The 21,467-nt window shown below is 38.4% G+C and carries 21 protein-coding genes and 1 pseudogene; 15 read left to right on the top strand and 7 right to left on the bottom strand.

What is annotated here, in order from left to right:
• Positions 1-202 precede the first annotated feature (202 nt).
• The 4 genes and pseudogenes from ssb to MSG95_RS17195 all read left to right on the top strand — a co-directional run.
• The gene (gene ssb, locus MSG95_RS17210) at positions 203-781 is read left to right on the top strand and encodes a single-stranded DNA-binding protein (protein WP_324645146.1); all 579 of its coding nucleotides are present in this window, start codon (positions 203-205) and stop codon (positions 779-781) included.
• A 377-nt stretch (positions 782-1,158) separates the two neighbouring features.
• Positions 1,159-1,773, top strand: coding sequence for an ABC transporter ATP-binding protein (locus MSG95_RS17205; RefSeq protein WP_077165895.1), 615 nt, complete (start codon positions 1,159-1,161; stop codon positions 1,771-1,773).
• Positions 1,774-1,802: 29 nt separating this feature from the next.
• The gene (locus MSG95_RS17200; RefSeq protein ID WP_139344801.1) at positions 1,803-3,002 is read left to right on the top strand and encodes a DUF6136 family protein; all 1,200 of its coding nucleotides are present in this window, start codon (positions 1,803-1,805) and stop codon (positions 3,000-3,002) included.
• Positions 3,003-3,357: 355 nt separating this feature from the next.
• A pseudogene (locus tag MSG95_RS17195) lies at positions 3,358-3,570 on the top strand (GABA permease); the annotation flags it as partial.
• 132 nt (positions 3,571-3,702) lie between these two features.
• On the opposite strand, the gene MSG95_RS17190 reads toward MSG95_RS17195, so the two are convergent.
• Together MSG95_RS17190 and MSG95_RS17185 are read right to left on the bottom strand one after the other, a co-directional pair.
• A complete protein-coding gene (locus tag MSG95_RS17190) occupies positions 3,703-4,026 on the bottom strand; it encodes an AzlD domain-containing protein (RefSeq protein WP_077165892.1) in 324 nt (107 codons plus the stop codon).
• The gene (locus MSG95_RS17185) at positions 4,023-4,718 is read right to left on the bottom strand and encodes an AzlC family ABC transporter permease (RefSeq protein WP_324624902.1); all 696 of its coding nucleotides are present in this window, start codon (positions 4,716-4,718) and stop codon (positions 4,023-4,025) included. The genes MSG95_RS17190 and MSG95_RS17185 overlap by 4 nt, the downstream gene beginning before the upstream one ends.
• A gap of 67 nt (positions 4,719-4,785) precedes the next feature.
• Here MSG95_RS17185 and MSG95_RS17180 point away from each other — a divergent pair, with 67 nt between their 5' ends.
• Together MSG95_RS17180 and MSG95_RS17175 are read left to right on the top strand one after the other, a co-directional pair.
• The gene (locus MSG95_RS17180) at positions 4,786-5,334 is read left to right on the top strand and encodes a helix-turn-helix domain-containing protein (protein WP_077165890.1); all 549 of its coding nucleotides are present in this window, start codon (positions 4,786-4,788) and stop codon (positions 5,332-5,334) included.
• Between the two features lie 305 nt (positions 5,335-5,639).
• Positions 5,640-7,082, top strand: a complete 1,443-nt coding sequence (locus MSG95_RS17175) for an amino acid permease (protein ID WP_068935232.1) — start codon at positions 5,640-5,642, stop codon at positions 7,080-7,082.
• Between the two features lie 65 nt (positions 7,083-7,147).
• Here MSG95_RS17175 and MSG95_RS17170 read toward each other — a convergent pair whose 3' ends face one another.
• Complete coding sequence (locus tag MSG95_RS17170; protein ID WP_077165888.1) at positions 7,148-8,647, bottom strand: PLP-dependent aminotransferase family protein; 1,500 nt, start codon at positions 8,645-8,647, stop codon at positions 7,148-7,150.
• Between the two features lie 156 nt (positions 8,648-8,803).
• On the opposite strand from MSG95_RS17170, the gene gabT reads away from it, so the two are divergent.
• Together gabT and MSG95_RS17160 are read left to right on the top strand one after the other, a co-directional pair.
• The gene (gabT, locus tag MSG95_RS17165) at positions 8,804-10,096 is read left to right on the top strand and encodes a 4-aminobutyrate--2-oxoglutarate transaminase (RefSeq protein ID WP_077165887.1); all 1,293 of its coding nucleotides are present in this window, start codon (positions 8,804-8,806) and stop codon (positions 10,094-10,096) included.
• Positions 10,093-11,541, top strand: a complete 1,449-nt coding sequence (locus MSG95_RS17160) for an NAD-dependent succinate-semialdehyde dehydrogenase (protein WP_004705037.1) — start codon at positions 10,093-10,095, stop codon at positions 11,539-11,541. The genes gabT and MSG95_RS17160 overlap by 4 nt, the downstream gene beginning before the upstream one ends.
• Before the next feature lie 102 nt (positions 11,542-11,643).
• Here the strand turns inward: MSG95_RS17160 and MSG95_RS17155 are convergent, their stop codons facing one another.
• Together MSG95_RS17155 and ycaC are read right to left on the bottom strand one after the other, a co-directional pair.
• A complete protein-coding gene (locus MSG95_RS17155) occupies positions 11,644-12,618 on the bottom strand; it encodes a LysR substrate-binding domain-containing protein (RefSeq protein WP_077165886.1) in 975 nt (324 codons plus the stop codon).
• A 20-nt stretch (positions 12,619-12,638) separates the two neighbouring features.
• Positions 12,639-13,265 carry an isochorismate family cysteine hydrolase YcaC gene (gene ycaC, locus MSG95_RS17150; RefSeq protein WP_077165885.1) on the bottom strand — a complete coding sequence of 209 codons (627 nt, stop codon included), beginning with the start codon at positions 13,263-13,265 and terminating at the stop codon, positions 12,639-12,641.
• Positions 13,266-13,541: 276 nt separating this feature from the next.
• On the opposite strand from ycaC, the gene MSG95_RS17145 reads away from it, so the two are divergent.
• The 4 genes from MSG95_RS17145 (at position 13,542) to MSG95_RS17130 (ending at position 17,418) form a co-directional block, all read left to right on the top strand.
• Complete coding sequence (locus MSG95_RS17145) at positions 13,542-14,414, top strand: pirin family protein (protein ID WP_077165884.1); 873 nt, start codon at positions 13,542-13,544, stop codon at positions 14,412-14,414.
• Between the two features lie 439 nt (positions 14,415-14,853).
• Positions 14,854-16,152: an FAD-dependent oxidoreductase gene (locus MSG95_RS17140; RefSeq protein ID WP_191010593.1), complete on the top strand. Its 1,299-nt coding sequence runs from the start codon at positions 14,854-14,856 to the stop codon at positions 16,150-16,152.
• Positions 16,153-16,156: 4 nt separating this feature from the next.
• Complete coding sequence (locus tag MSG95_RS17135) at positions 16,157-16,984, top strand: SAM-dependent methyltransferase (RefSeq protein ID WP_077165882.1); 828 nt, start codon at positions 16,157-16,159, stop codon at positions 16,982-16,984.
• Between the two features lie 8 nt (positions 16,985-16,992).
• Positions 16,993-17,418 (top strand): GFA family protein, encoded by a 426-nt coding sequence (locus MSG95_RS17130; RefSeq protein ID WP_190977806.1) that lies wholly within the window; start codon positions 16,993-16,995, stop codon positions 17,416-17,418.
• 229 nt (positions 17,419-17,647) lie between these two features.
• On the opposite strand, the gene MSG95_RS17125 is transcribed toward MSG95_RS17130, so the two are convergent.
• Together MSG95_RS17125 and MSG95_RS17120 are read right to left on the bottom strand one after the other, a co-directional pair.
• Positions 17,648-18,031, bottom strand: coding sequence for a hypothetical protein (locus MSG95_RS17125; RefSeq protein ID WP_077165881.1), 384 nt, complete (start codon positions 18,029-18,031; stop codon positions 17,648-17,650).
• Between the two features lie 252 nt (positions 18,032-18,283).
• Complete coding sequence (locus tag MSG95_RS17120; protein WP_151819373.1) at positions 18,284-18,931, bottom strand: hypothetical protein; 648 nt, start codon at positions 18,929-18,931, stop codon at positions 18,284-18,286.
• 72 nt (positions 18,932-19,003) lie between these two features.
• Between MSG95_RS17120 and MSG95_RS17115 the strand changes: the two genes are divergently transcribed.
• The 3 genes from MSG95_RS17115 to MSG95_RS17105 all read left to right on the top strand — a co-directional run bounded on the left by MSG95_RS17115 (position 19,004) and on the right by MSG95_RS17105 (position 21,460).
• Positions 19,004-19,357 carry a hypothetical protein gene (locus MSG95_RS17115; RefSeq protein WP_077165744.1) on the top strand — a complete coding sequence of 118 codons (354 nt, stop codon included), beginning with the start codon at positions 19,004-19,006 and terminating at the stop codon, positions 19,355-19,357.
• 38 nt (positions 19,358-19,395) lie between these two features.
• Positions 19,396-20,601: a DUF2515 family protein gene (locus tag MSG95_RS17110; RefSeq protein ID WP_077165745.1), complete on the top strand. Its 1,206-nt coding sequence runs from the start codon at positions 19,396-19,398 to the stop codon at positions 20,599-20,601.
• A gap of 67 nt (positions 20,602-20,668) precedes the next feature.
• Positions 20,669-21,460 (top strand): hypothetical protein, encoded by a 792-nt coding sequence (locus MSG95_RS17105; protein ID WP_252717721.1) that lies wholly within the window; start codon positions 20,669-20,671, stop codon positions 21,458-21,460.
• The last annotated feature ends 7 nt before the right edge of the window (positions 21,461-21,467 follow it).

Below are 21,467 nucleotides of genomic sequence, written 5' to 3'. Positions count from 1 at the left end.
GATCCATGCACGTGTAGCCGTATTAAATAAATTTACAGAATTAGGCAGACCTCATACCCAAGTTGTAACCTAAATTTTAGCAACTTAGGAAAACTTTACCTTCAAAGGCTTTATGCAACAAAGCCTTATAGTATTATTTGTTAAATATTCAGAAATTTATTTAAAAAAACAAATGGATACTACACCTTATAGTAAAACTAATATGAGCAATGTCATCTTGGTTGGTACTTTGGGTCGTGATCCTGAAACAAAAACTTTTCCAAATGGGGGCTCGTTGACCCAATTTTCGATCGCGACAAGTGAATCTTGGACTGATAAAAATACAGGTGAACGTAAAGAACAAACAGAATGGCACCGTATTGTTTTGCATAACCGTTTAGGGGAAATTGCTCAGCAGTTTTTACGTAAAGGTTCTAAGGTTTACATTGAAGGTTCATTACGTACACGTCAATGGACAGATCAAAATGGCCAAGAGCGTTATACGACAGAAATCCGTGGCGACCAGATGCAAATGTTAGATGCTCGTCAACAAGGTGAACAAGGTTTCGCTGGCGGTAATGATTTTAATCAACCACGTTTTAACGCACCTCAACAAGGTGGCGGTTATCAAAATAATAACAACCAAGGTGGCGGCTACGGTCAAAACAATGGCGGTGGTTATGGTAATCAAGGTGGTTTTGGTAATGGTGGCAACAGCCCGCAAGGTGGTGGATTTGCTCCTAAAGCGCCGCAACAACCAGCATCTGCACCAGCTGATTTAGACGATGATTTACCCTTTTAGATCTGCCTGACAGCGTTTGAAAAAGCCCTTTTCATATGGTGAAAAGGGCTTTTTTATTGAGTATATAAGTGATTTCTAGAGCATATGTAAATTAAGCTTCTTTTATAGAATATCTATAGATAATTTTGGAATAAGCTTCTTTAAAAAGAATTTCAAGATTAGAAGCAAATAATAAAATGGTCTAAAAATTGCTTCATAATTAATGATATTAAAATACTTAGATTTTAAACATTGGAAAGATAAAGTGAAAATTAAATGCGTAGAAAATTTTAAATTTCAAAAATTTAATTTAAATATATTGAACGGGCTAGATTGCAAGAGAAAATCATATAGGTTCCATTAATAGCAATGATCTATAAATATTTTGTGTGAAAACGATGATAAAATTAAACAACGTAACTAAGAAATATGGTAGTCGAATTATCATTAGGGATTGTAATTATGAATTTTCAGGAAGTGGCATTCATTGTATTGTTGGTGAAAATGGTTCTGGGAAGTCCACGCTTTTAGGGATTATTTCTGGTTGCATTGTACCTACATCGGGTGAGATTGTATTTGTTGATCAACAGAATGAAAACGAAAAAAAGTCACTATATTCCAATATTGCTTATGTTCCAGATGCATGTCCCATTTACCCATTTATTACTGGCGAAGAGTTTATAGCGTTAATTCGCTCAATCAGAGAAGTACCTCAAGATGCTGTTGATGCATTGGTTGATCAATTTAGTTTAAATGAGCATATGAAAACTCCTGTTGCGAACTTGTCATTAGGTACGGTGAAAAAAATTATGCTCATTTCTGCACTGATGACAGATTCGAAAGTCTTGATATTTGATGAACCAACCAATGGTTTGGATGCTAAGTCCGTTGCAATATTTAAGCACTTATTGATAGAACTGGAACAAGAGAGATTAATAATTATGACTTGTCATGAGTTAACGATTCGCTCGAATCTAAATGCGATTGAGTTAAGTATGGACTTATTTCGATAATTTTTTGAAATTTAAATAAATGCTATTTTATGAAAATATTTTTCAAAATATTATCTTGGCGCTTAAGGTTCTATGCGAACTCAACTTTTGACGCTTTAGGCCGAAGAAATCAAGCGATCTTAACGATTGGCCTACTGTTAGGGCCTGCGTTTATTCCTATTTTAATTACCATCTCATCATATGTATTAAATTTGACAATGCAGGGGAGCATCGTAAAATCAATAATTACATGGGTATTCATCCTATTTTTATTTGTTGGCTTAGTGATAAAGCAAAGAAATCTATTGTTAGGAGGAGAGTTTAGAAATTTCATTAATATTCAGCCTTATCATAAATATATAAAACATGCGATAGATTTTATATTGCTGATGGTTGTAGATTTGTTTGCTATTTTTCCTTTCTGCATCGCTATAGCGTATGTTGTGTATGATGAAGTTTATAGTCCTTATAGTTTTTATCAGATCATCTTAATTCTGTTGATGCTTTTACATCTTGTGCTGCTTCAAGTTATTGCATTGTATAAAAAAAAGTATTTATTCATTTTTATGATGCTTTCAATCATTTCTAAAGTTTTTGTTTCAGTCTTCGGATTATATTTTTGGGCTATCGCAATTGATTCTTTATTGGTCGTTTTGTTGATGATGGCGATTGGCTTTGGTAGTGATGCAGAGATCCGAAAGTCCGAGATTCCTAAATTTTTATTAGTTAGAATAAATAATAAATTTTTTATCAATTTAGTACTGATCGAAATTCGCTACTTATGCAGTAGAGACCAACTTTTTAACATTTTTGCATTGATTGTGTTTGGTGCTTTTATATTTGGTGCGTTCTTTATTCATCATCGTATGGAATGGTCATATTTTTTAATTAAAAGTATTTGTATTGCCATACTGTTTTTACAACTTTTTGTTGTAGGCTCGATGGAGTTTGCATTGAAAAATTTGAACATGAAGATGCTGGATTATTGGCGTGGCTATGGGGTGAGCCATAGATTTATTTATTGTTCTCAATTGCTATCTGTCTTATTTATTGGAATTTTATCTTTTATACCACTCATTGTAGTTGTATTCCTTCTTTCAAGTTTATTCTCGGCATTTTCTTTATTTTGGATAGTTTTAGCAGGCATTGCCTTGATTTCATATTTAAATATGAAAAGTGAAAGTGTTCACTTTATCGTGAAGGTTATACTTGTGGCTTCAGTTTGCTTTTGTGCATGGGATATTATTTAGTATATGGTATTGATCTATTTTAATGTTGACTTGAGAAACTTTTTTTTGAATGAAAGAGCTTTCTTCTTTCTTCAAAGGCATTAATTAATTGACTAAATCATTTATTGAATAAAATCACAAAAAGGGCCAATTTTGCAATTGGCTCTCTCTTTTATTACAAAAATGGCTCTCGTTTCTTGAATGCCGAAACGACAAATTAAAGCCATTGGAAGTATGCATACGGAAGCGCCGGATAAGCTCAGTGAATTTTCTGTTTTAGGAATTTAGCAAAACGGCTAAATTTTTAGGGGATATTTTTTGGCTTCGGAGGATTTCCGAGTCTAGCCGATATCCTCCATATATTAAGGAAAATGATATGGCAGCTCATCAAAATGGTTCTGAAGCCAATCACTCCCAAAGTTTAAAACATGGACTCAAATCACGCCATCTAACCATGATCTCGATAGCAGGGGTAATTGGTGGCTCTTTATTCGTAGGCTCGGGTAGTATTATTTACAATACGGGACCTGTAGTTTTTCTAACTTACGCTTTAGGTGGTTTACTCGTTTGGTTCATCATGCGTATGTTATATTGGATTTATTAGAGGTGCTCAAAAATTACAAACTTTGGAATAACTTTTTTAAAGTTAAATTATCACTGTTGATCATGCTAATTTTTTGACATTATCATTAGGTTTTTTAGCTGAAGCTAGCGTTTTTTATTATTCAATTCCCAGCAAACGTAGAACTGCCGTGCCAACAGCAGCCAAACAAATCACCAATAACAGCGGTACTTTTTTCCAAACCAAGAACAGTGCTAGTGTCACCCCAAATATACGCGCGAAACCTGCGAAATGTTGGCCTTCAAAAAATGTAGTGGTCACGGCAATTGCACAGAGCAAAACGGTTGCGCCATTTGAGAGTAAAACTTGGTATTTTTCAGAAAAAGTAAACTTGGCGCCTAAGTGAAAACCAGCAAAACGAATCCCATATGTTCCAAGTGCTAACAAGCCTATTCCCAAAATAATGAGTAATTGTTGATTCATTTTTTTCTACCAAATATTAAGCCAAAAAGTGAAATCAGAATTGGAAGTCCTGAGGCCAAAAAAGGTGTGGTAATCAGTGCCAAAGTTGATCCGGCAAATGCCGCTTTTCGGGTAGATTTATTCTTTAAAGCATTAAAAGTAAGTGCAATCAAAATCGCTGGGAAAATGGCATCTAAGCCAAATGTTTTAGGGTCTGGAATAGCACTTCCAATAAAATAACCCGCCGTTACACCAAGTGGCCAAGTCAGCATAATGCATATACCACATAACCAATAAGCAGCTTTTTTTGTCTCGAAGTCAGGTTGTGCCATGCCAAACAAAACGCTTTCATCGTTCATGATGTGAGCCCCAAAATACTGAGAGAATTTGCCTCGGATCAGTTCATTGACCGCAATACCAAAAGGTAGATGTCTTAAATTGACGAGTAGTCCTGCAATTGCAGCCGCAATTGGACTACCACCTACCGCCAAGAATCCAATAAAGATAAATTCAGCAGTTCCTGCGAGCACAAATACGGACAGGCAAAGTGGAATCCAGAGTGCTAAGCCATAACTTGCAGCGAGTGAATCTAAAGACATACCAACCACGCTGGTTGCTAGACACACAAAGAAAATCGAGCGAGTAGTATCTTTACTAAGTTTTTTAATCAGAGAGTATGTAGACATAGCATGATATAACGAACGATTTTCCATTATAATGAATAAGTCTGATTGTTTTGTCAAAACGAACGATCGTTTTTTTATAGAACGGGTGTGGTGAATGTCTCAGCCAATTGAAATTATTGCCAAAGGTTTAACGCGTGAACGCCAAAGAGCAGGTCTTTCATTGGCAGAGGTTGCGCGCCGTGCAGGTGTTGCCAAATCTACACTTTCTCAATTAGAGGCAGGGCAAGGTAACCCTAGCATTGAAACTTTGTGGGCACTTTGTGTTGCACTCAATATTCCATTTGCACGTTTAATGGAAGAACCGAGCAATCAAGTGCAAGTTATTCGCTGTGGCAATGGGCCAACAGTCAGCTCTGAGATTGCTAATTACAAAGCAATTTTATTGGCAACCTGTCCGCCACATGCGCGCCGAGATGTGTATTTATTGATTGTTGAACCGGGTGAAGATCGTCTTTCAGAACCACATCCGGTCGGTTCTGTCGAACATATTATTGTGGTTGAAGGTAAAGCTTTGGTGGGTTTAATTGATGAAGCGGTTGAGCTGGGTGTTGGAGACTATATTTGTTATCCAGCCGATCAAAAGCATATATTTAGAGCCTTGGAAACAGGCACAAAAGCGTTATTAATTTCTGAACAAAACTAAAGTATTTCAAACTGCTTAAAATAAAAACTAAAAGCCATTTAGCCTCACTTAATACAAAAAGGGCCAATTTTGCGTATAAATTTTGCAATTGGCTCTCTCTTTTATTACAAAAATGGCTCTCGTTTCTTGAGAGCCGAAACGACAAATTAAAGCCATTGGAAGTATGCATACGGAAGCGCCGGATAAGCTCAGTGAATTTTCTGTTTTAGGATTTGAGCAGAACGGCTAAATTTTTAGGGGATATTTTTTGGCTTCGGAGGATTTCCGAGACTAGCCGATATCCTCCATATATTAAGGAAAATGATATGGCAGCTCATCAAAATGGTTCTGAAGCCAATCACTCCCAAAGTTTAAAACATGGACTTAAATCACGCCATCTAACCATGATCTCGATAGCAGGGGTTATTGGTGGCTCTCTCTTTGTTGGCTCAGGCAGTATCATCTACAACACAGGGCCTGTGGTTTTCTTAACCTATGCTTTAGGTGGACTACTCGTTTGGTTCATCATGCGTATGCTAGGCGAGATGGCCGTTTTAAACCCCGACAGTGGCTCTTTTTCAACTTATGCGGATCGTGCAATCGGTCGTTGGGCAGGTTTCTCAATTGGGTGGTTGTACTGGTGTACGCTGGCAATGCTCATGGGGTGGGAAGCTTATGTGGCAGGTAAAATTTTAAATAACTGGTTCCCATTTATACCGATCTGGGTCTATATGACCGTGGTGATTGGTGCACTGGTTGCAGTCAATTTGCAGAACGTAAAGAACTATGGTGAATTCGAGTTCTGGTTCGCTCTCATCAAAGTGATTGCGATTGTGATCTTCTTGGTGATCGGTAGCTTAGCCATCATGCATTTGTGGCCTTGGGGTAATCCAGCTGCATCTGGTATCAGTAATTTAACCTCTCAAGGCTTTATGCCTAATGGCGGTTCATCCGTTATTACCGCCTTACTTGGGGTGATGTTCGCCTATATTGGCGCTGAAATTGTGACTGTAGCAGCGGCAGAGTCTGCAAACCCATCTAAAGAAATTCGTAAGGCTTCGAACTCAGTGGTTTGGCGAATTATTTTATTCTACGTCGGTTCAATGTTTGTTGCGGTATGTTTGATTCCTCACAACAATGAACTTTTGAAAGATTCGACTTGGGGAACTTATAGCGTTACGTTGTCTGCGCTTGGTATTCCGGGTGCGCGCCATATCGTAAACTTTGTGGTTTTAACCTCGGTATGTAGCTGCTTTAACTCAGCGCTTTATACGTGTTCACGTATGTTGTTCTCATTATCTAAACGTGGTGATGCACCGAAAAGCTTTGGCTCTGTAAACAGTAAAAGTAGTCCGTGGGTGGGCGTGATTGTGTCATGCTTCTTCTCTGTAATTGCCGTGGTTTTAACTGCAACCAAGAGTATGGATGTGTATGACTTTTTCATGCTAACAACAGGTGCAGCAACACTGTATGTATACCTGACGATTGCTTATTCTCAGCTTCGTATGCGTAAAAAGTTAGAAGCTGAAGGCGTGAAAATTGACTTTAAAATGTGGATGTTCCCTTACTTAACTTACGTGGTGATCTTTGCAATTATTGGTGCAATTCTTACCATGCTGATTGAAGGCACCTATTTTAAAGAAGTGATTTACACTACGGCATTGTTCGGCATTATTGTGTTCTTCGGTTTGCTGTCTGAAAAACTGGGATGGGGGAAAGAGCGTAGAGCGACTCATTTAACTCATAGCCATGAAGAAAAGTTAGTTTAATTTTTTAAATAAAAAAGAGCCTCACTACGAGGCTCTTTTTTATTTGGCTTAGTACGAGAAAAAAACTAATTCAGCGTAGGGACGCCTGCTTCACGTAAGCATTGAAGCAAGACGCCAAAAGCCATCACCATATCTTTTTCATTTACACAGGCAAAGCCCATAAGCAGTCCACGTTCTGCATGTGCATGCGACTGCATGTAGTATTGTGACAGTGGTCGAACTTTGACACCACGTTCAAGCGCAGTCGCCGCAATCGCGACATCATCACAAGCGTTCGGTAGTTTTAAAACTAGATGTAACCCTGCGGCTTCATCATATTCATGAATAAATTCGGGGCCAAGGTAGCGTTGAATTAAGCTCACCAAGTAGTCGCGGCGCTTGCCATAGAGTAGGCGCATACGGCGAATATGCGCTTCGTAATGGCCTTCACGAATAAATTCAGCTAAGGCTTTTTGCTCAAGCAAATGGCCCCCACGATAAAGCTCGGCTGCCACAATGCGTAATGGTGAAAAAAGTGGTTTAGGTACGACCAAATAACCAATTCTTAAAGAGGGGTAAATGGTTTTACTAAATGTGCCCATGTACAGCACAGGCGCATCATTTTCTAAGCCTTGCAAAGACGGATACGGTTGACCTGAGAAACGAAACTCACTGTCATAGTCATCTTCGACAATCCAGCTATTATGCTGGCGTGCAATTTCAATCAGTTTGCGTCGTCGATCTAGGCTTAAATGTGAACCCAGCGGATATTGATGTGATGGTGTGACAAAAATGAGCTTAGGCGGCTTTGTCGGATTTTCTTCAGGAATAATACCTTCAGCATCGACAGGCATCGGTTGAATATCGAGACCATTAATCCGTAAGGTATTACGCATTCCCCAATAAGCGGGATCTTCAAGCCAGATTCGATCACCAATATCACTGAGTGCACGCGAGACCAAATCAATCGCTTGGTGAATGCCTTCGGTAATAATAATCTGGTCTGCATCGCACTGAACCGAACGTGCAACACTTAAGTAATCTGCCAAAGCACTTCGAAGCTCGATACAGCCACCAGCGTTGCTATAAATCAGGCGGTTAATGTCCGGTTCGCGGCTTAGGCGTGCTTGAATACGACTAAAAATATGATGTGGAAACTCTGTTACATCGGGTGCTCCCGGCACAAAAGCTCCCCATTGGTGTGGCGACGCTGCAGCATAGCCTAATAAGTTAGAACCACGCTGCGAAAGGGCATAAGAGCTTTGAACTTTCTGGCTTGAAACCGCTTTTTTCTTATTTTGAGTATTTAAAAAACTCTCTGGTAATTTTTCGGCAACCCATGTGCCATGACCTGTACGGGCTTCTAAGTAGCCTTCAGCTTGTAGCTTTTCATAAGCGGTAAGCACTGTATTTCTAGAAACATGAATTTCACTGGCTAAGTCACGTGATGCAGGTAGACGAGTCTTGGGCTGGATGACTCCATCAATAATGGCACCACGCAGGCAACGGAAAAGGCGTTGATGTAGTTTCCCTTCAGTGTCCTGTTGGAGTCGTTGTAGCAAATGATCTCCAAGTAAACTACGCAATTGGCTCTCTCCTACAGTTAAAAAGTGGCTCTCGTCAGTTGGCGTCAGACGAGCGAAATTACATGCATAGGCAGTCGTTGTAAAGCACCCTGAAAATTAAGCACAGGATGCAAGAAACCAAAGCTGCAACTGATGATGAAAATATGAGGGAATCAAATGGATAATCAACATTCTGCACTTAACGCACGTAAACAGCAAGCAACTCCACGTGGTGTAGGCGTGATGTGTCAGTGGTATGCGGAAAAAGCTGAAAATGCCACGCTTTGGGACAAGGAAGGCAACCAATTTATCGACTTTGCTGGTGGTATCGCGGTTTTAAATACAGGCCATCGCCACCCTAAAGTGATTGCAGCAGTAACTGAACAACTTACTAAATTTACGCACACTGCCTATCAAGTAACACCTTATGAAAGCTATGTGGCTTTGGCTGAACGTATTAATGAGCGTGCGCCAATTGCTGGTCCTGCGAAGTCAGCGTTTTTCACAACAGGTGCAGAAGCAGTTGAAAATGCGGTGAAGATTGCTCGTTCTTATACAGGTCGTCACGGCATTATTACTTTTGGTAACGGTTTCCACGGTCGTTCATTTATGACGATGGCAATGACAGGTAAAACCGCACCTTACAAACGTGACTTTGGTGTAATGCCAGCGGGTGTATTCCACGCACGTTACCCTGTACCTGCTAAAGGTATTTCAGTAGACGCAGCAATTGAAAGCGTTGAAGATATTTTCAGTGAAGATATTGCACCACATGATGTTGCGGCAATCGTACTTGAGCCAGTACAAGGTGAAGGCGGTTTCAATGTAGTACCAGCTGAGTTCTTAAAACGTTTACGCGCAATTTGCGATAAGCACGGCATTTTACTTGTGGCTGACGAAGTACAATCAGGTTTTGCCCGTACTGGTAAATTGTTTGCAATGAACTATTACGAGACTAAAGCAGACCTTATCACGATGGCGAAAAGCTTAGGTGGCGGTTTCCCTATTTCGGGTGTTGTAGGCCGTGCAGAAGTCATGGATGCACCAAACCCAGGTGGTCTAGGCGGTACTTACGCAGGTAGCCCGATTGCGGTTGCAGCTGCGCACGCGGTAATTGATGCGATTGAAGAAGAAAACTTATGCGACCGTGCAAATGAATTAGGTGCTGAGTTAGTAACTACCCTTAAAGATATTCAACAAGCAACAGGCGACGTCGTAACTGATATTCGTGCTTTAGGTTCAATGGTTGCAGTAGAGCTTGAAACGGCTGAACAAGCAAAAGTTGTACAAAACTATGCAATGGAAAACGGGTTGTTACTTCTTACTTGTGGTAAATACGGTAATGTAATTCGTTTCTTATATCCATTAACCATTCCTGCTGAGCAATTCCGTCAAGGTGTTGATATTTTGAAACAAGGTTTTGCAACACTAAAAGCAGGTAGTGCAAAAGCAACGGAGCAATCTGCATGATTCAAAATACTTTGCAGTATTTGTTAAAACATCCTGATATTGCGTTAGAAGCGCCTGCATCAAATGACTATATCGAGGTAAATGATGCTGCTACGGGCGAAACTTTGGCATGGGTAAAAACCTATGACCGCGCAGGGGTTGAAGCTGCAATTAACCGTTCGGCAAAAGCGCAGGCTGCTTGGAAAAAGCAAACTGCCTTGGCTCGTGCTGATGTGTTATTGGCATGGTACAACCTCATGCTTGAGCACAAAGAAAATTTAGCTCAAATTTTAACAGCTGAGCAAGGTAAACCATTGGCAGAAGCACGTGGTGAAATTGGTTATGCAGCATCGTTCATACGCTGGTTTGCCGAGCAAGCGCGCCGTATTGATGGTGAAGTATTAACACCTACGTTGCCAAATCAACGTTTGCTCGTGATTAAACAAGCAATTGGTGTTACTGCTGCCATTACACCGTGGAACTTCCCGGCTGCCATGATTACACGTAAAGCAGGTCCAGCGATTGCTGCGGGTTGTTCAATGTTGGTTAAACCAGCAGAGCAAACACCGTTAACTGCTTATGCACTTGAAGTATTGGCTTTACAGGCAGGTTTACCAGCTGATGTTTTAATTAACATTAGTGGTGATGCGGTTGAAGTTGGTAAAACCCTATGCGAAAGCGATATTGTTCGTAAGTTAAGCTTCACAGGTTCAACACAAGTGGGTCGTATCTTGATGCAACAATGTGCGCCAACTATTAAAAAGCTTTCACTTGAACTCGGTGGTAATGCACCAGTTGTGGTATTTGACGATGCCAATCTTGAACAAGCTGTTCAGGGCATTATGGCAAGTAAATATCGTAACAGCGGTCAGACTTGTGTTTGTGCTAACCGTATTTATGTTCAAGACGGTATTTACGATGCGCTGGCAGACCGTTTGGTTGAAGCTGTGTCTAAGCTGAAAGTTGGCGATGGCCGTCAAGAAGGTTCAACTCAAGGACCTTTAATTGATGAAGATGCAATTGCAAAAGTTCAGTCTCATATTGCAGATGCAACTGAGAAAGGCGCAACCGTTCGTATTGGTGGTCAGCGTTCGGCACTAGGTGGCACATTCTTTGAACCAACTGTGTTAACTGGCGTAACGCAAGACATGAAAGTGTCTAAAGAAGAAACCTTTGGTCCGCTTGCACCGCTATTCCGCTTTAAAACTGAAGATGAAGCAGTGGCAATGGCGAACGATACCGAGTTTGGTTTAGCTGCTTATTTATTTACTCAAAGCACAGCTCGTCAATGGCGTGTGGGTGAAGCACTTGAGTATGGAATGGTCGGCATTAACACAGGCGCAATTTCAAATGAAGTTGCTCCGTTTGGTGGCGTAAAACAATCAGGTCTAGGCCGTGAAGGTTCAAAATTCGGCATCGAAGAATATGTCGAAATGAAATACCTCTGCGTAGACTTATCTGAGTAAGGAACAAAGCGGGTTCGTTTTGTTCTGAACGAAAACATGCAGTTATGCTGTATGTGATGTTTCACAAAAACTGGTCATGCCCATTCATGACCGGTTTTTTATTTAAGTCGGCAAATACCCTTCATGGCTTTCGGGTAAACGCCTGAGTTCTTCAATCAGGGTTTCAATGAGTTTTTCGACCACCAGACGTTGACCTTTTCTAGACACATAAACCAGTTGTAGCATGCCAATATTCGACTTCCAGTCAGGAAGAATATGCACAAGTGTGCCTTTACGAATTTCAGATTCGACAGTTAAAAAGGGAAGATCGGCAATGCCTAAACCATCCATCACGGCATAGTAAACACCTGCCAAGTCATTACTTTTGATTCGTGGTTGATAAGGCACATCAACTGATTCACCATTTCGAATATTGCATAAATGCCAAATATAATTTTGCTTTTGCGTGCCTAAGCTAATACTTGGAAAGTCTTGTAATTCAGAATAATGCTCAATGGTACGGCCTTGTAGTAATTCAGGCGAAGCCACTAGACAGTGGTCGGTTTTAATTACATCCCGAACAATTAAATTTGAATCTTCATTGGGTTCAAAATTGGTTCGAATCGCGAGGTCGATGTCATCGTGCAAAATATCAACTCGGCGGCTCGTTAGCTCAAGCGATATTTCAACTTTAGGATAAGTTTTTAAAAACTGATTTAAAATTTTTCTAATTTGAAAATGCATCATTAAAGGTGGGCAGCTGACTTTTACTACTCCTTGAGGCTCACTTTTTTGCTTTAACAAAACGTTTTCTGCGCATTCAACTTGGCCAATAACTTTGCAGCATTCCTCATAAAACTCTTGGCCTAAATCGGTCACTTTAAAATGGCGGGTTGTTCTTTGAATGAGGCTAACATTAAATTTATTTTCAAGGTCAATAATGCGTCGGCTGAGCTTGGACTTACTAATATTTTCGGCTTCACTAGCCGCACTAAAGCCGCCGTGTTTTACGACTAAATAGAAATAATAAAAATCATCAAAAGAGCTTATCAATGTCCGATCAATCCATTTAAATTTAAGATTAGAGCGCTTAAGCACTCTAATCTTGGCAATTCAGCTTATTTTTGAGATGTATTAAAGCTATAGCTGGTCATCAGGTTGCGGTAATCAGGAATATGATTTGAGAAGAGTGCTCCAAGACCTTCCACATCATTACGCCAGTCACGGTGTAACTCACATGCCATGCCGAACCAAGTCATCAGCTGAGCACCTGCTTTTGACATACGGTCCCAAGCAGCATCACGTGTTAATTCATTGAAAGTACCAGAAGCATCGGTAATCACAAACACTTCAAAGCCTTCAGCGAGTGCAGATAAAGCAGGGAATGCCACACAAACTTCAGTGACCACACCTGCAATAATGAGTTGTTTTTTGCCTGTCGCTTTAACTGCTTTTACGAAGTCTTCATTGTCCCAAGCGTTGATTTGACCAGGGCGTGGAATAAATGGTGCATCTGGAAAAAGTTCTTTTAATTCTGGAATTAAAGGACCGTTTGGACCATTTTCAAAACTGGTCGTTAAAATAGTCGGTAAATTAAAATATTTTGCTGTGTCTGCAAGCGCTAATACGTTATTTTTAAATTTATCTGGTTCGATATCTCGAACTAAAGAAAGTAAACCAGCTTGGTGGTCAACTAAAAGAACCGCAGCATTATCCTTGTCTAAACGGGCGTAATCTTGAGCCATTTTTATATCCTCATGTTATCAAAATAAATAATTAAAAATTATTAAGTAGGTCGTTAGTGCCTAAAATTATGCTAGTTGAGTTTGTTGTCGTGATTAAGTCTAAAAAATAGGATTAAGAATTTTAAAAATAGGACGATCTTTTAAAGAATACCGCAAATTTTAAGATTGTCTCATATATGAAATAATGTGTTGCTAATCCTGATCTATAAACTGCAATTATTGAGGCGTAAAATCAATCTCAGTTCAAGAAAATCCTACATATATAGGAGAGATCAGATGAAGAAATTTCTTGGTGCATATCAAAATAACCACATGCATTGGGTTGGTGATGGTTTCCCTGTATATAACCTGTTCTCTTATGACCGTTTAGGCCAAACCCTAAGCCCATTTTTGTTACTGGATTATGCAGCGCCTTATAACTTCTCACCAACCACCGAACAACAAGGTGTCGGGTCGCATCCTCACCGTGGCTTTGAAACTGTGACAATTGCCTACCAAGGCGAAGTAACACACAAAGACTCAAGTGGCGGCGGCGGAACCATTAAAACGGGTGACGTACAATGGATGACTGCAGGTGCAGGCGTGTTACATGAAGAGTTCCATTCTCCTGAATTTGCAGAGCATGGCGGTCTGTTTGAAATGGTGCAATTGTGGGTAAATTTACCTGCTCATTCAAAAATGACTCCTGGAAAATATCAAGCAATTGAAGCGAAAGAGATTCCAGACATCGCGTTAGATGAGCACGGTAGTCATTTACGTGTGATTGCAGGTGAATATGCAGATTCAAAAGGTGCCGCAACGACCTTTAGCCCATTAAACGTATGGGATGGTAAGTTAGTCAAAGGCCAAAAACACACCCTTTATGTGCCTGAAGGACATACTACACTTGTCGTTGTTTTAGATGGTGCTGTGGTCATTAATGATACCAACCGTCTTGAAGGTAAAACCGTTGCGATTTTATCTCGTGAAGGTGTTGAGTTTATTTTAAATGCCGAAGAAGACACTAAATTCCTAGTGTTGACTGGACAACCACTCAATGAACCAATTGAAGGTTATGGCCCATTTGTGATGAATACCAAAGCCGAGATTATGGAAGCGATTAATGATTTTAATCGTGGAAAATTTGGTTCTCTCATGCAAGAAGCATAAATTGTTTATTTGAGCTTAATTAGCTATTCAAGCAAAGTAATAAAAAGCCCGCTATCAAGTGTGAATAGCGGGCTTTTTCGCTGTAAAGTTTCTATTTTTATGATAGATATCATTATTGTTTGGGCATTGTTTTATGTGACTTAGTTCTCATTGTTGTGGTGGCATGATATCGTAAAATGAGTGTTTTGTAAAATATTTGATATAAATTTAGTTAAATTATCTCATTTTATTTAAAAGAATTTTTTTTAAATTTTTAAAAAATATAAAGTTTTATCGACTTATTTTCTTTTGTAAAGTTTTATAAATAAATTTGCATTCATCAGAGAAAATTTTTCTGTATAAATTCATGTAAAAAATAAAAATCTGGTAGTTTTTAATACGGTGTTTTTTTTAGGTATGAGTGATAATCAAAAAAATTCTCGAAAAATGGGACATCATTTTGGATATCGCAATTATTGGTAGTGGAATGGCAGGACTTGCAGCAGCAAGAATTCTGAAAGATGCAGGACATACAATCACGATATTTGAAGCACTTCCTGGCCGGGGAATGGATAGCCATAGCATTGAGTTCGATGGTGGGATTATTGATGCGCCATTGCGTGTTATGAACCCGCATCTATGGAAAAATACACTCAGCCTTGCTGCACACTTAGGTATTAAAACTTTCCCAGTTCGTACCTATATGTCTTGTAGCTGGTTATTTGAAGATCGTACTGAAACATGGTTAACCACATCTCGTAGCCGTATTGGTAATTTCCCGATTATCAATAACCGTAAAGGCATCCAGCAGTATGGCTGGCGTCTTGTGAAAGGGATGTTGCAATTAAAAACTGCGATCCACCAGTTTTTCAAATCTAAAAATCAAGATATTACTCTCGCTGAATTTATTAATCAGAACGACATAGAAGAAGTATTCTGGCACGGTGTAGTGATGCCAGTGCTCTATACCATTTGTACATGTAACCCAAAAACAATTGGTGACTGGCCTGCAAAAAACCTTCTTGAGTTTTTGCGGCACTTAACTGATGGCGACATGCTATTGCGTATGAAAGGCGGTACACCTGCATTTGTAGACAGCTTAATTAAAGGCATAGATATCCATAGTGGTTCGGCAATTAAGAAAGTTGAGCAACAAGGCGAAAAAGTACTGGTTGAAAATGCGCAAGGCGATAAGGGCATATATGACCGCGTTATTGTGGCGACACCAACATCTAAGATTGAAGAGTTCTTAAACCCTGAGCAGTTTGCAGAGGATATGAATCTGCTTAAACAGTTCCGTTTTGAGCAAGGTGACTTGGTTATTCATACAGACGCGACAGTCATGCCGCCACGCCGTAAAGACTGGTCAGTGCTGAGCTATATGATGGATCGTAAGTTTACTCGTCAGCAGTTTACGGTTTGGATGAATGCGGTTGAGCCATCACTTGTAGGTAAAAATCCTGTATTCCAAACTTGGCGTCCAGTGACTGATATTGACCCTAAAAAAATCATTTCAAAAGTGACCTTAACGCGTGCAGTTGTAGACTCGCAAACCATTGCTCTAAACAAAGAGTTACAGCAACGTCATTTAGAACCAAACCGTAAAGTATTTTACTGTGGTTCATGGTCATGTGATGGCTTGCCAATTTTAGAGTCAGCCGTGACTTCAGCAATGCATATTGCTGAAATTTTAGGTGCACCTTTACCATTTGTAGGTTTAAAACCTCAGGTTGAAGTTGCCCCAGAACTCGGTTACTAAAATTGTGAAAACAAAAGTTCGAGCAGCTCTCTCTCGATTCATTCCTCATAAATATGCCATTGATGCATCAAGCTTGGGAGATGATGGAGAGCTTGCTTGGACAAATTTGGGTTTTTGGAAAAATACCCAAAACTATCCTGAAGCTTGTCGCCAATTGGCCGACCATTTGGCACAAGCTGTCAATTTAAATTCAAAAGATTATTTACTCGATTTAGGCTGCGGACAGGGTGCAAGTTTGTTGCACTGGTTAAAGCACTATCAGCCCAAAAGTATGAGTGCCGTTGAGCTACAAGCTCAATGTGTGAATAAAATTCAAAAACTTATTCCTGAAATCAGTCAGATTTTTTGCGGTTCATTTTTAAATTTAAAACAATTTAAATTCAAACAAGCTTTCGATGTAGTGATGTGCATTGATGCGGCTTACCACAGTTCTTTAAATTCATTTCTAGATTCGGTCACTCCAGTTTTAAATTCAAATGCACGCTTAGGTTTTCACTACTTAATGCGAGCTGAATCATGTCAAAACATGACAATGCTGCAAGAACAAAAGTATCGTTATTTACTTAAAGCAGCCGACGTGACTTGGGATGCTGTACCAACTGAACAAACTCTAAGAACGAGCTTGGAACAGCAAGGTTTTACAGATATTCAAATTGAAGATTTATCTGAACAAGTATTATTAGGTTTTTCAGAGTATATTCAAAAACAACAAGGACAAAATCAAAGCCGAGGATTGGCAAATTTTAAAATTCAAATGACTGCAAAGTTATGCCAACAACTCTACCAAAATGGATATGTCCGTTATATTCAAATCACAGCAATAAAAAAATAGGATGAGCCATGTCAGCCAAATATCAAGGATCGTGTTTATGTGGAGCTGTGAGCTACCAAAGTGAAGCAGCGCCACGTTATAGCTTTAATTGCCATTGTCGAGATTGTCAAAAAGCCACAGGTTCAGCATATGCACCAATTGCTTTTTTTCACCAATCTGAATTGAAAGTAAGTGGCGAGCTTAAATATTTTGAGACCGTAGGTTCTTCTGGCCGTTCCATTAAAAGAGCGTTTTGCCCGACATGTGGTTCTCAGCTTTTTGGCTTACCTGAAATTGCCCCTGAAATGATTTCAATACGTGCAGGTACGCTTGATGACCCAAGTCTTTATGAGCCTAGAGCAGAGGTATTTGTGAGCCAAGCCTACGCTTGGGATACGTTGAACCCTAACCTTAGACACTTTGAAAAAATGATAGAGAAGAAGAAAGAAGGGTAGAGGTAGTCTGACAAGCCCGTACGCTTTTTCCTACGTCCATTCAGGAAATTGACGTCTTTCCATGACGTCATGAATTACCTATGATGAACTCATCAGGAACAGGAAGTTCCAAAACGTAAAACAACAATAATAAGTTTAAGCATCAGGACGTGAGGTATTACAGGATGTATACCTAGTAACGAAATACGAAAAAAGCCCAACAGGATGTTGGGTTTTTTTTCATTTCTTATTAAAGAATTTCTTTTCCGCCTAAGGCAGTGCAATCAAATGGTGTATTCCATTTTACCGCAATACCTGTAAGTACTGGACGAACAATACGCCATGGCCAGAAACCAAATCTTTGTCTCTGCTCATAATCAATCACTACATCTGCACCATATTTACGTGCTGCGTTTGCTAATTTAGGTTTTATTTCTTCATAGCCGCCATATATTCCTTTTGCGACTTTAATGCGTTTAGGAGACTTATAGTGGTCAGCAGAAGGTAGAGTCTCAAGTACGCAGACTGGTGATTTTACAATGTTTTCTTCTTGAGCCGCAGAACTCGTGTTTTGAGCTTGTACTGTAAAAGGCAACATTATAAATAAAGTAGGCAAAACAAAACGTAGTTTCATCTTTGCCCCGTTGAATATAGTAATGAATGTTTATAAATATGGCTTATTATCATGACCTTATTTGGGGGCACATTATAATCGTATCTTGTTAATATTCCTTATTTTTAAATCTATTTTTTAAAAAATTAAGAAAGTAAGATTTGTGTTTTGGAGGAAATAAATTCGTTTAATAAAATCATTTTGAAGCTCAGGTTTATAATAGCTTTTATTAAAATTAAAAAAATTATCTTTGACTAGATGCTATTTAAAATTTCATGTATTCGGCACATGATTAAGAAGGAATTCACTTCTTGATTGCAAGAAAATATCAAAACTTTGGCTCATTAAGGGATCAATTTGGCTTTGTATCTTAAAAATAGGAGAAAGTTGTTTAATGTAGTAATTCATCCAGTCAGTTTTACTTGAAAAAACTGAATAATCTTTAAGGCCTACATATAATGATTGTAGATTACTTGCGATCACATCAATGTTGGGGTGAGCAAGCCAAATAATAATTTCATTAGATTCTAAGGGTATAGGAAAATAATCTTGTTGGGTCGAAAATTTTTCAATTTTATAGAGTTGTGCTCCATTGTCATTATAGCTTGAACATAGGAGTTTACTATTCTCTACTTGATAGAGATCATTTCCAATTTCTGATTCTCTAATAATTCTAGAAATAACTAAGCAATGTGGCAGATTTTCTATTGAGGGAGTGGGTAGGTTTTTAAAAAGATTAACAGCCCGGCTTATAACTTGATATTCACCAGACCCTGTAATTATTCCATTTTGCCATGAATGCATTTTCAAGATTTTTTCAGGTGAAAATTTAATTATTCCATCTTTTTGTTGGCTAACTTTTTTATTATCTGATGCAACAATAATGCTATCGTTTAATTGAATAGCAACAATAAAAGTCATGTGTAAATAAGTTAAACAGTTTAAAATATTAATTTAATTATAGATTAGTTTTCATAAAATAATAGGTAAATCATGGCTGGTGGTTCACAAATCATTATTAATAAGAGTGGTATTACGGTTATTACACCCGCAAAGTTCGAAGTAAAAGCGGGACAGCATATCTTTAAAGGTGGTGCAGAAGTGGGAGTAAATCTGCAGGGTTCGCATGCTTATGAAAAGTATGATGAAAAGTTTAATTTATTCCTCCCTTCTGGCAAGCCTTTAACTAATGTGAGTTATAACATTCAATCTAACAATCAAAGCTTTATGTCAGAAACTGATGTGAAAGGGAAAACTAAAAGGATAAATACCAAAGAAGCTGAACAACTTGATGTTGATTTAAGTTGGTTGAATTTTGAACCTGACGAAAATGACCCTGTGAAATAACTATTTCTTATTCATCATTTAAAAGGATAAATTTTAAAATGGCTGGTTCTCTTGATTGGTCTGGGACAACAAATAATATTGAAAATAGTTGTAAATCAGTAAACTGCGATTGCACTACTGTATGGGAATATTACCAACAGATGGCAATGACCTTATTATCTAATAAAAAAGATAATCAAAATTATCGTATAGAACCAGGTTATGAAGCTCGTGCTAGACGAATTGCAGCAATCTATGCTCGCATTTATTTAGAAATGTTTCCTTTTACTTCGAATCAATCTGTTACTGCAGCAACCTATAGTGGGCGTTTCTATTGGATGGGCTTAGGTGCTTTTGCATCAAAAACAGTTGCTGCTGTATTTGATCATATTGTTTCTAAGACTGGGTCAAATGCAGATGCTTTAATTAAATCGATTAGTTTTGACCATTATAATTTAGATAGTTTTGGTGTGTCAGGTATTCATACCTTTGCAAAAGGTAATCTATGGCTCTATATGGATATTAGTGTCTGGCATTTTGTTTGGGCTAAATCATCTGCAGATTTCAAAATTTGCGTAGGTAGCAGGAATACAGCAACTTATAAAAAAGTTAAAAGCTCCTTATATAATTTTCCATGGTCCACTTGTTTAACAACAGTTAATAATCTTAAAGCAACAACAGAAATTCATAATGCATTTGAAAATACGTTACCCACAATAGAAAAAATTTTTGCAGCAAATGCTTTAAGACAAGACAAGTTTAGCCTTGCTGCTAAAGACTTGTTATACCATTTATTACAAATCGCAAATCAAGAACAGATCAATATTTTACAAAAAATCGTATGGAATGATCCTATTGTACGAAACGGTGCAGATGTTCAACGTAAGGCTGGAATCCCAAAGGCTGAATTGATTCTCTCAAGTGAATATGATGGAACAATAAAAAAAATACATGCTGTTCGCGGCAATATTTATTCGTATGAAACTGAATTTGGAAAAAAGATAAAATCTTTACCTGAATCTCCAATCAGTACACCACCAAGTGGTACCTTAGTTGAAAATCAAGATAGCCGTATGCGCTGGATTAATTTAGCAGCTCAAAAATATCATCGTTTAATGTTGAGTGATGTTGGACGGCCCTATTTAGAAAAAGAGCTACGTACAATTGCTGGTTGGAATACCAGTAAATGGGATGACGGTCTAAGTCGCTTCGATAAGTTATTTATTAAAATAGGAAAAGAGTCAAATGATGGAAAAGGTGGTTAGTTATATATTCCTAATTTTTATTTTTTTAAATTTACAAGCGTGCCATGCACAGCAAAAGGAACAAAAAATGTCTTCTCAACCTGAACTTTACTCATTGAATTTTGGTGTAGAGGGTGAAAAAAAGTTTAAATCTTATATGCAAACAGGTGTAGACCAGCAACCAGCAGGGATGTCTTTTTTTGACCTTACGTGGGAACCTCCACATTTAGCAAATATAAAAATAGACTTAGGTGAGAATAGTTTTGTTATCAAAAATGCATTTTCAGCAATGGGTACGCGGATTGACTATGCTCAGCAAAATGAAGGTATCCAGATTATTGATGTGACTGCAGGGTTAAATAAGGAAGAGTTTGTTAGTGAAGAACAGGCTTATATGGCCTATAAAGAGCTATTTGGTCAGCTACAAAAAGCAGGGTGGGAACAGTATTTTTATCCAAATACTGCTCGAATTGCAAAACAAGATAACATTAAGTCTATGATTGAAGATGGCCTTATTATAGACCCTTATAATCATTTAACACTTACAGAGTGGAGTGATTTTTTTAATAAAAAACCAACAGTAGCAGTGCGCTTATATACTCATGGTATATCTTTAGAAATTAGTATAGATAAAACAAAATCAGAAAATAATAAAAAACAATATATGCTTAGATATTCTATTGAAACGATTCGTTATAGTACAAAAAATTCAATTAAAGATGGCTATAAACTATCAGGTCAGGAACTTAAAACTGCTTTTGATGAAAGAATAAAATACACTGAAAAGCAAAGAGCTAAAGTTGAAAAACAAGCTAAAAAAGAAGGTTTCCATATTGATGAGACATATCAGGACCCTGATGTTTGGCAGTATGTAAAATAATCGGATT

The organism is Acinetobacter sp. IK23 (assembly GCF_035615275.1).
GTDB classification, from domain to species: domain Bacteria; phylum Pseudomonadota; class Gammaproteobacteria; order Pseudomonadales; family Moraxellaceae; genus Acinetobacter; species Acinetobacter seifertii.
Note: the sequence above shows the minus strand (reverse complement) of the source record. Positions and strands in the feature narration are given on the sequence as shown.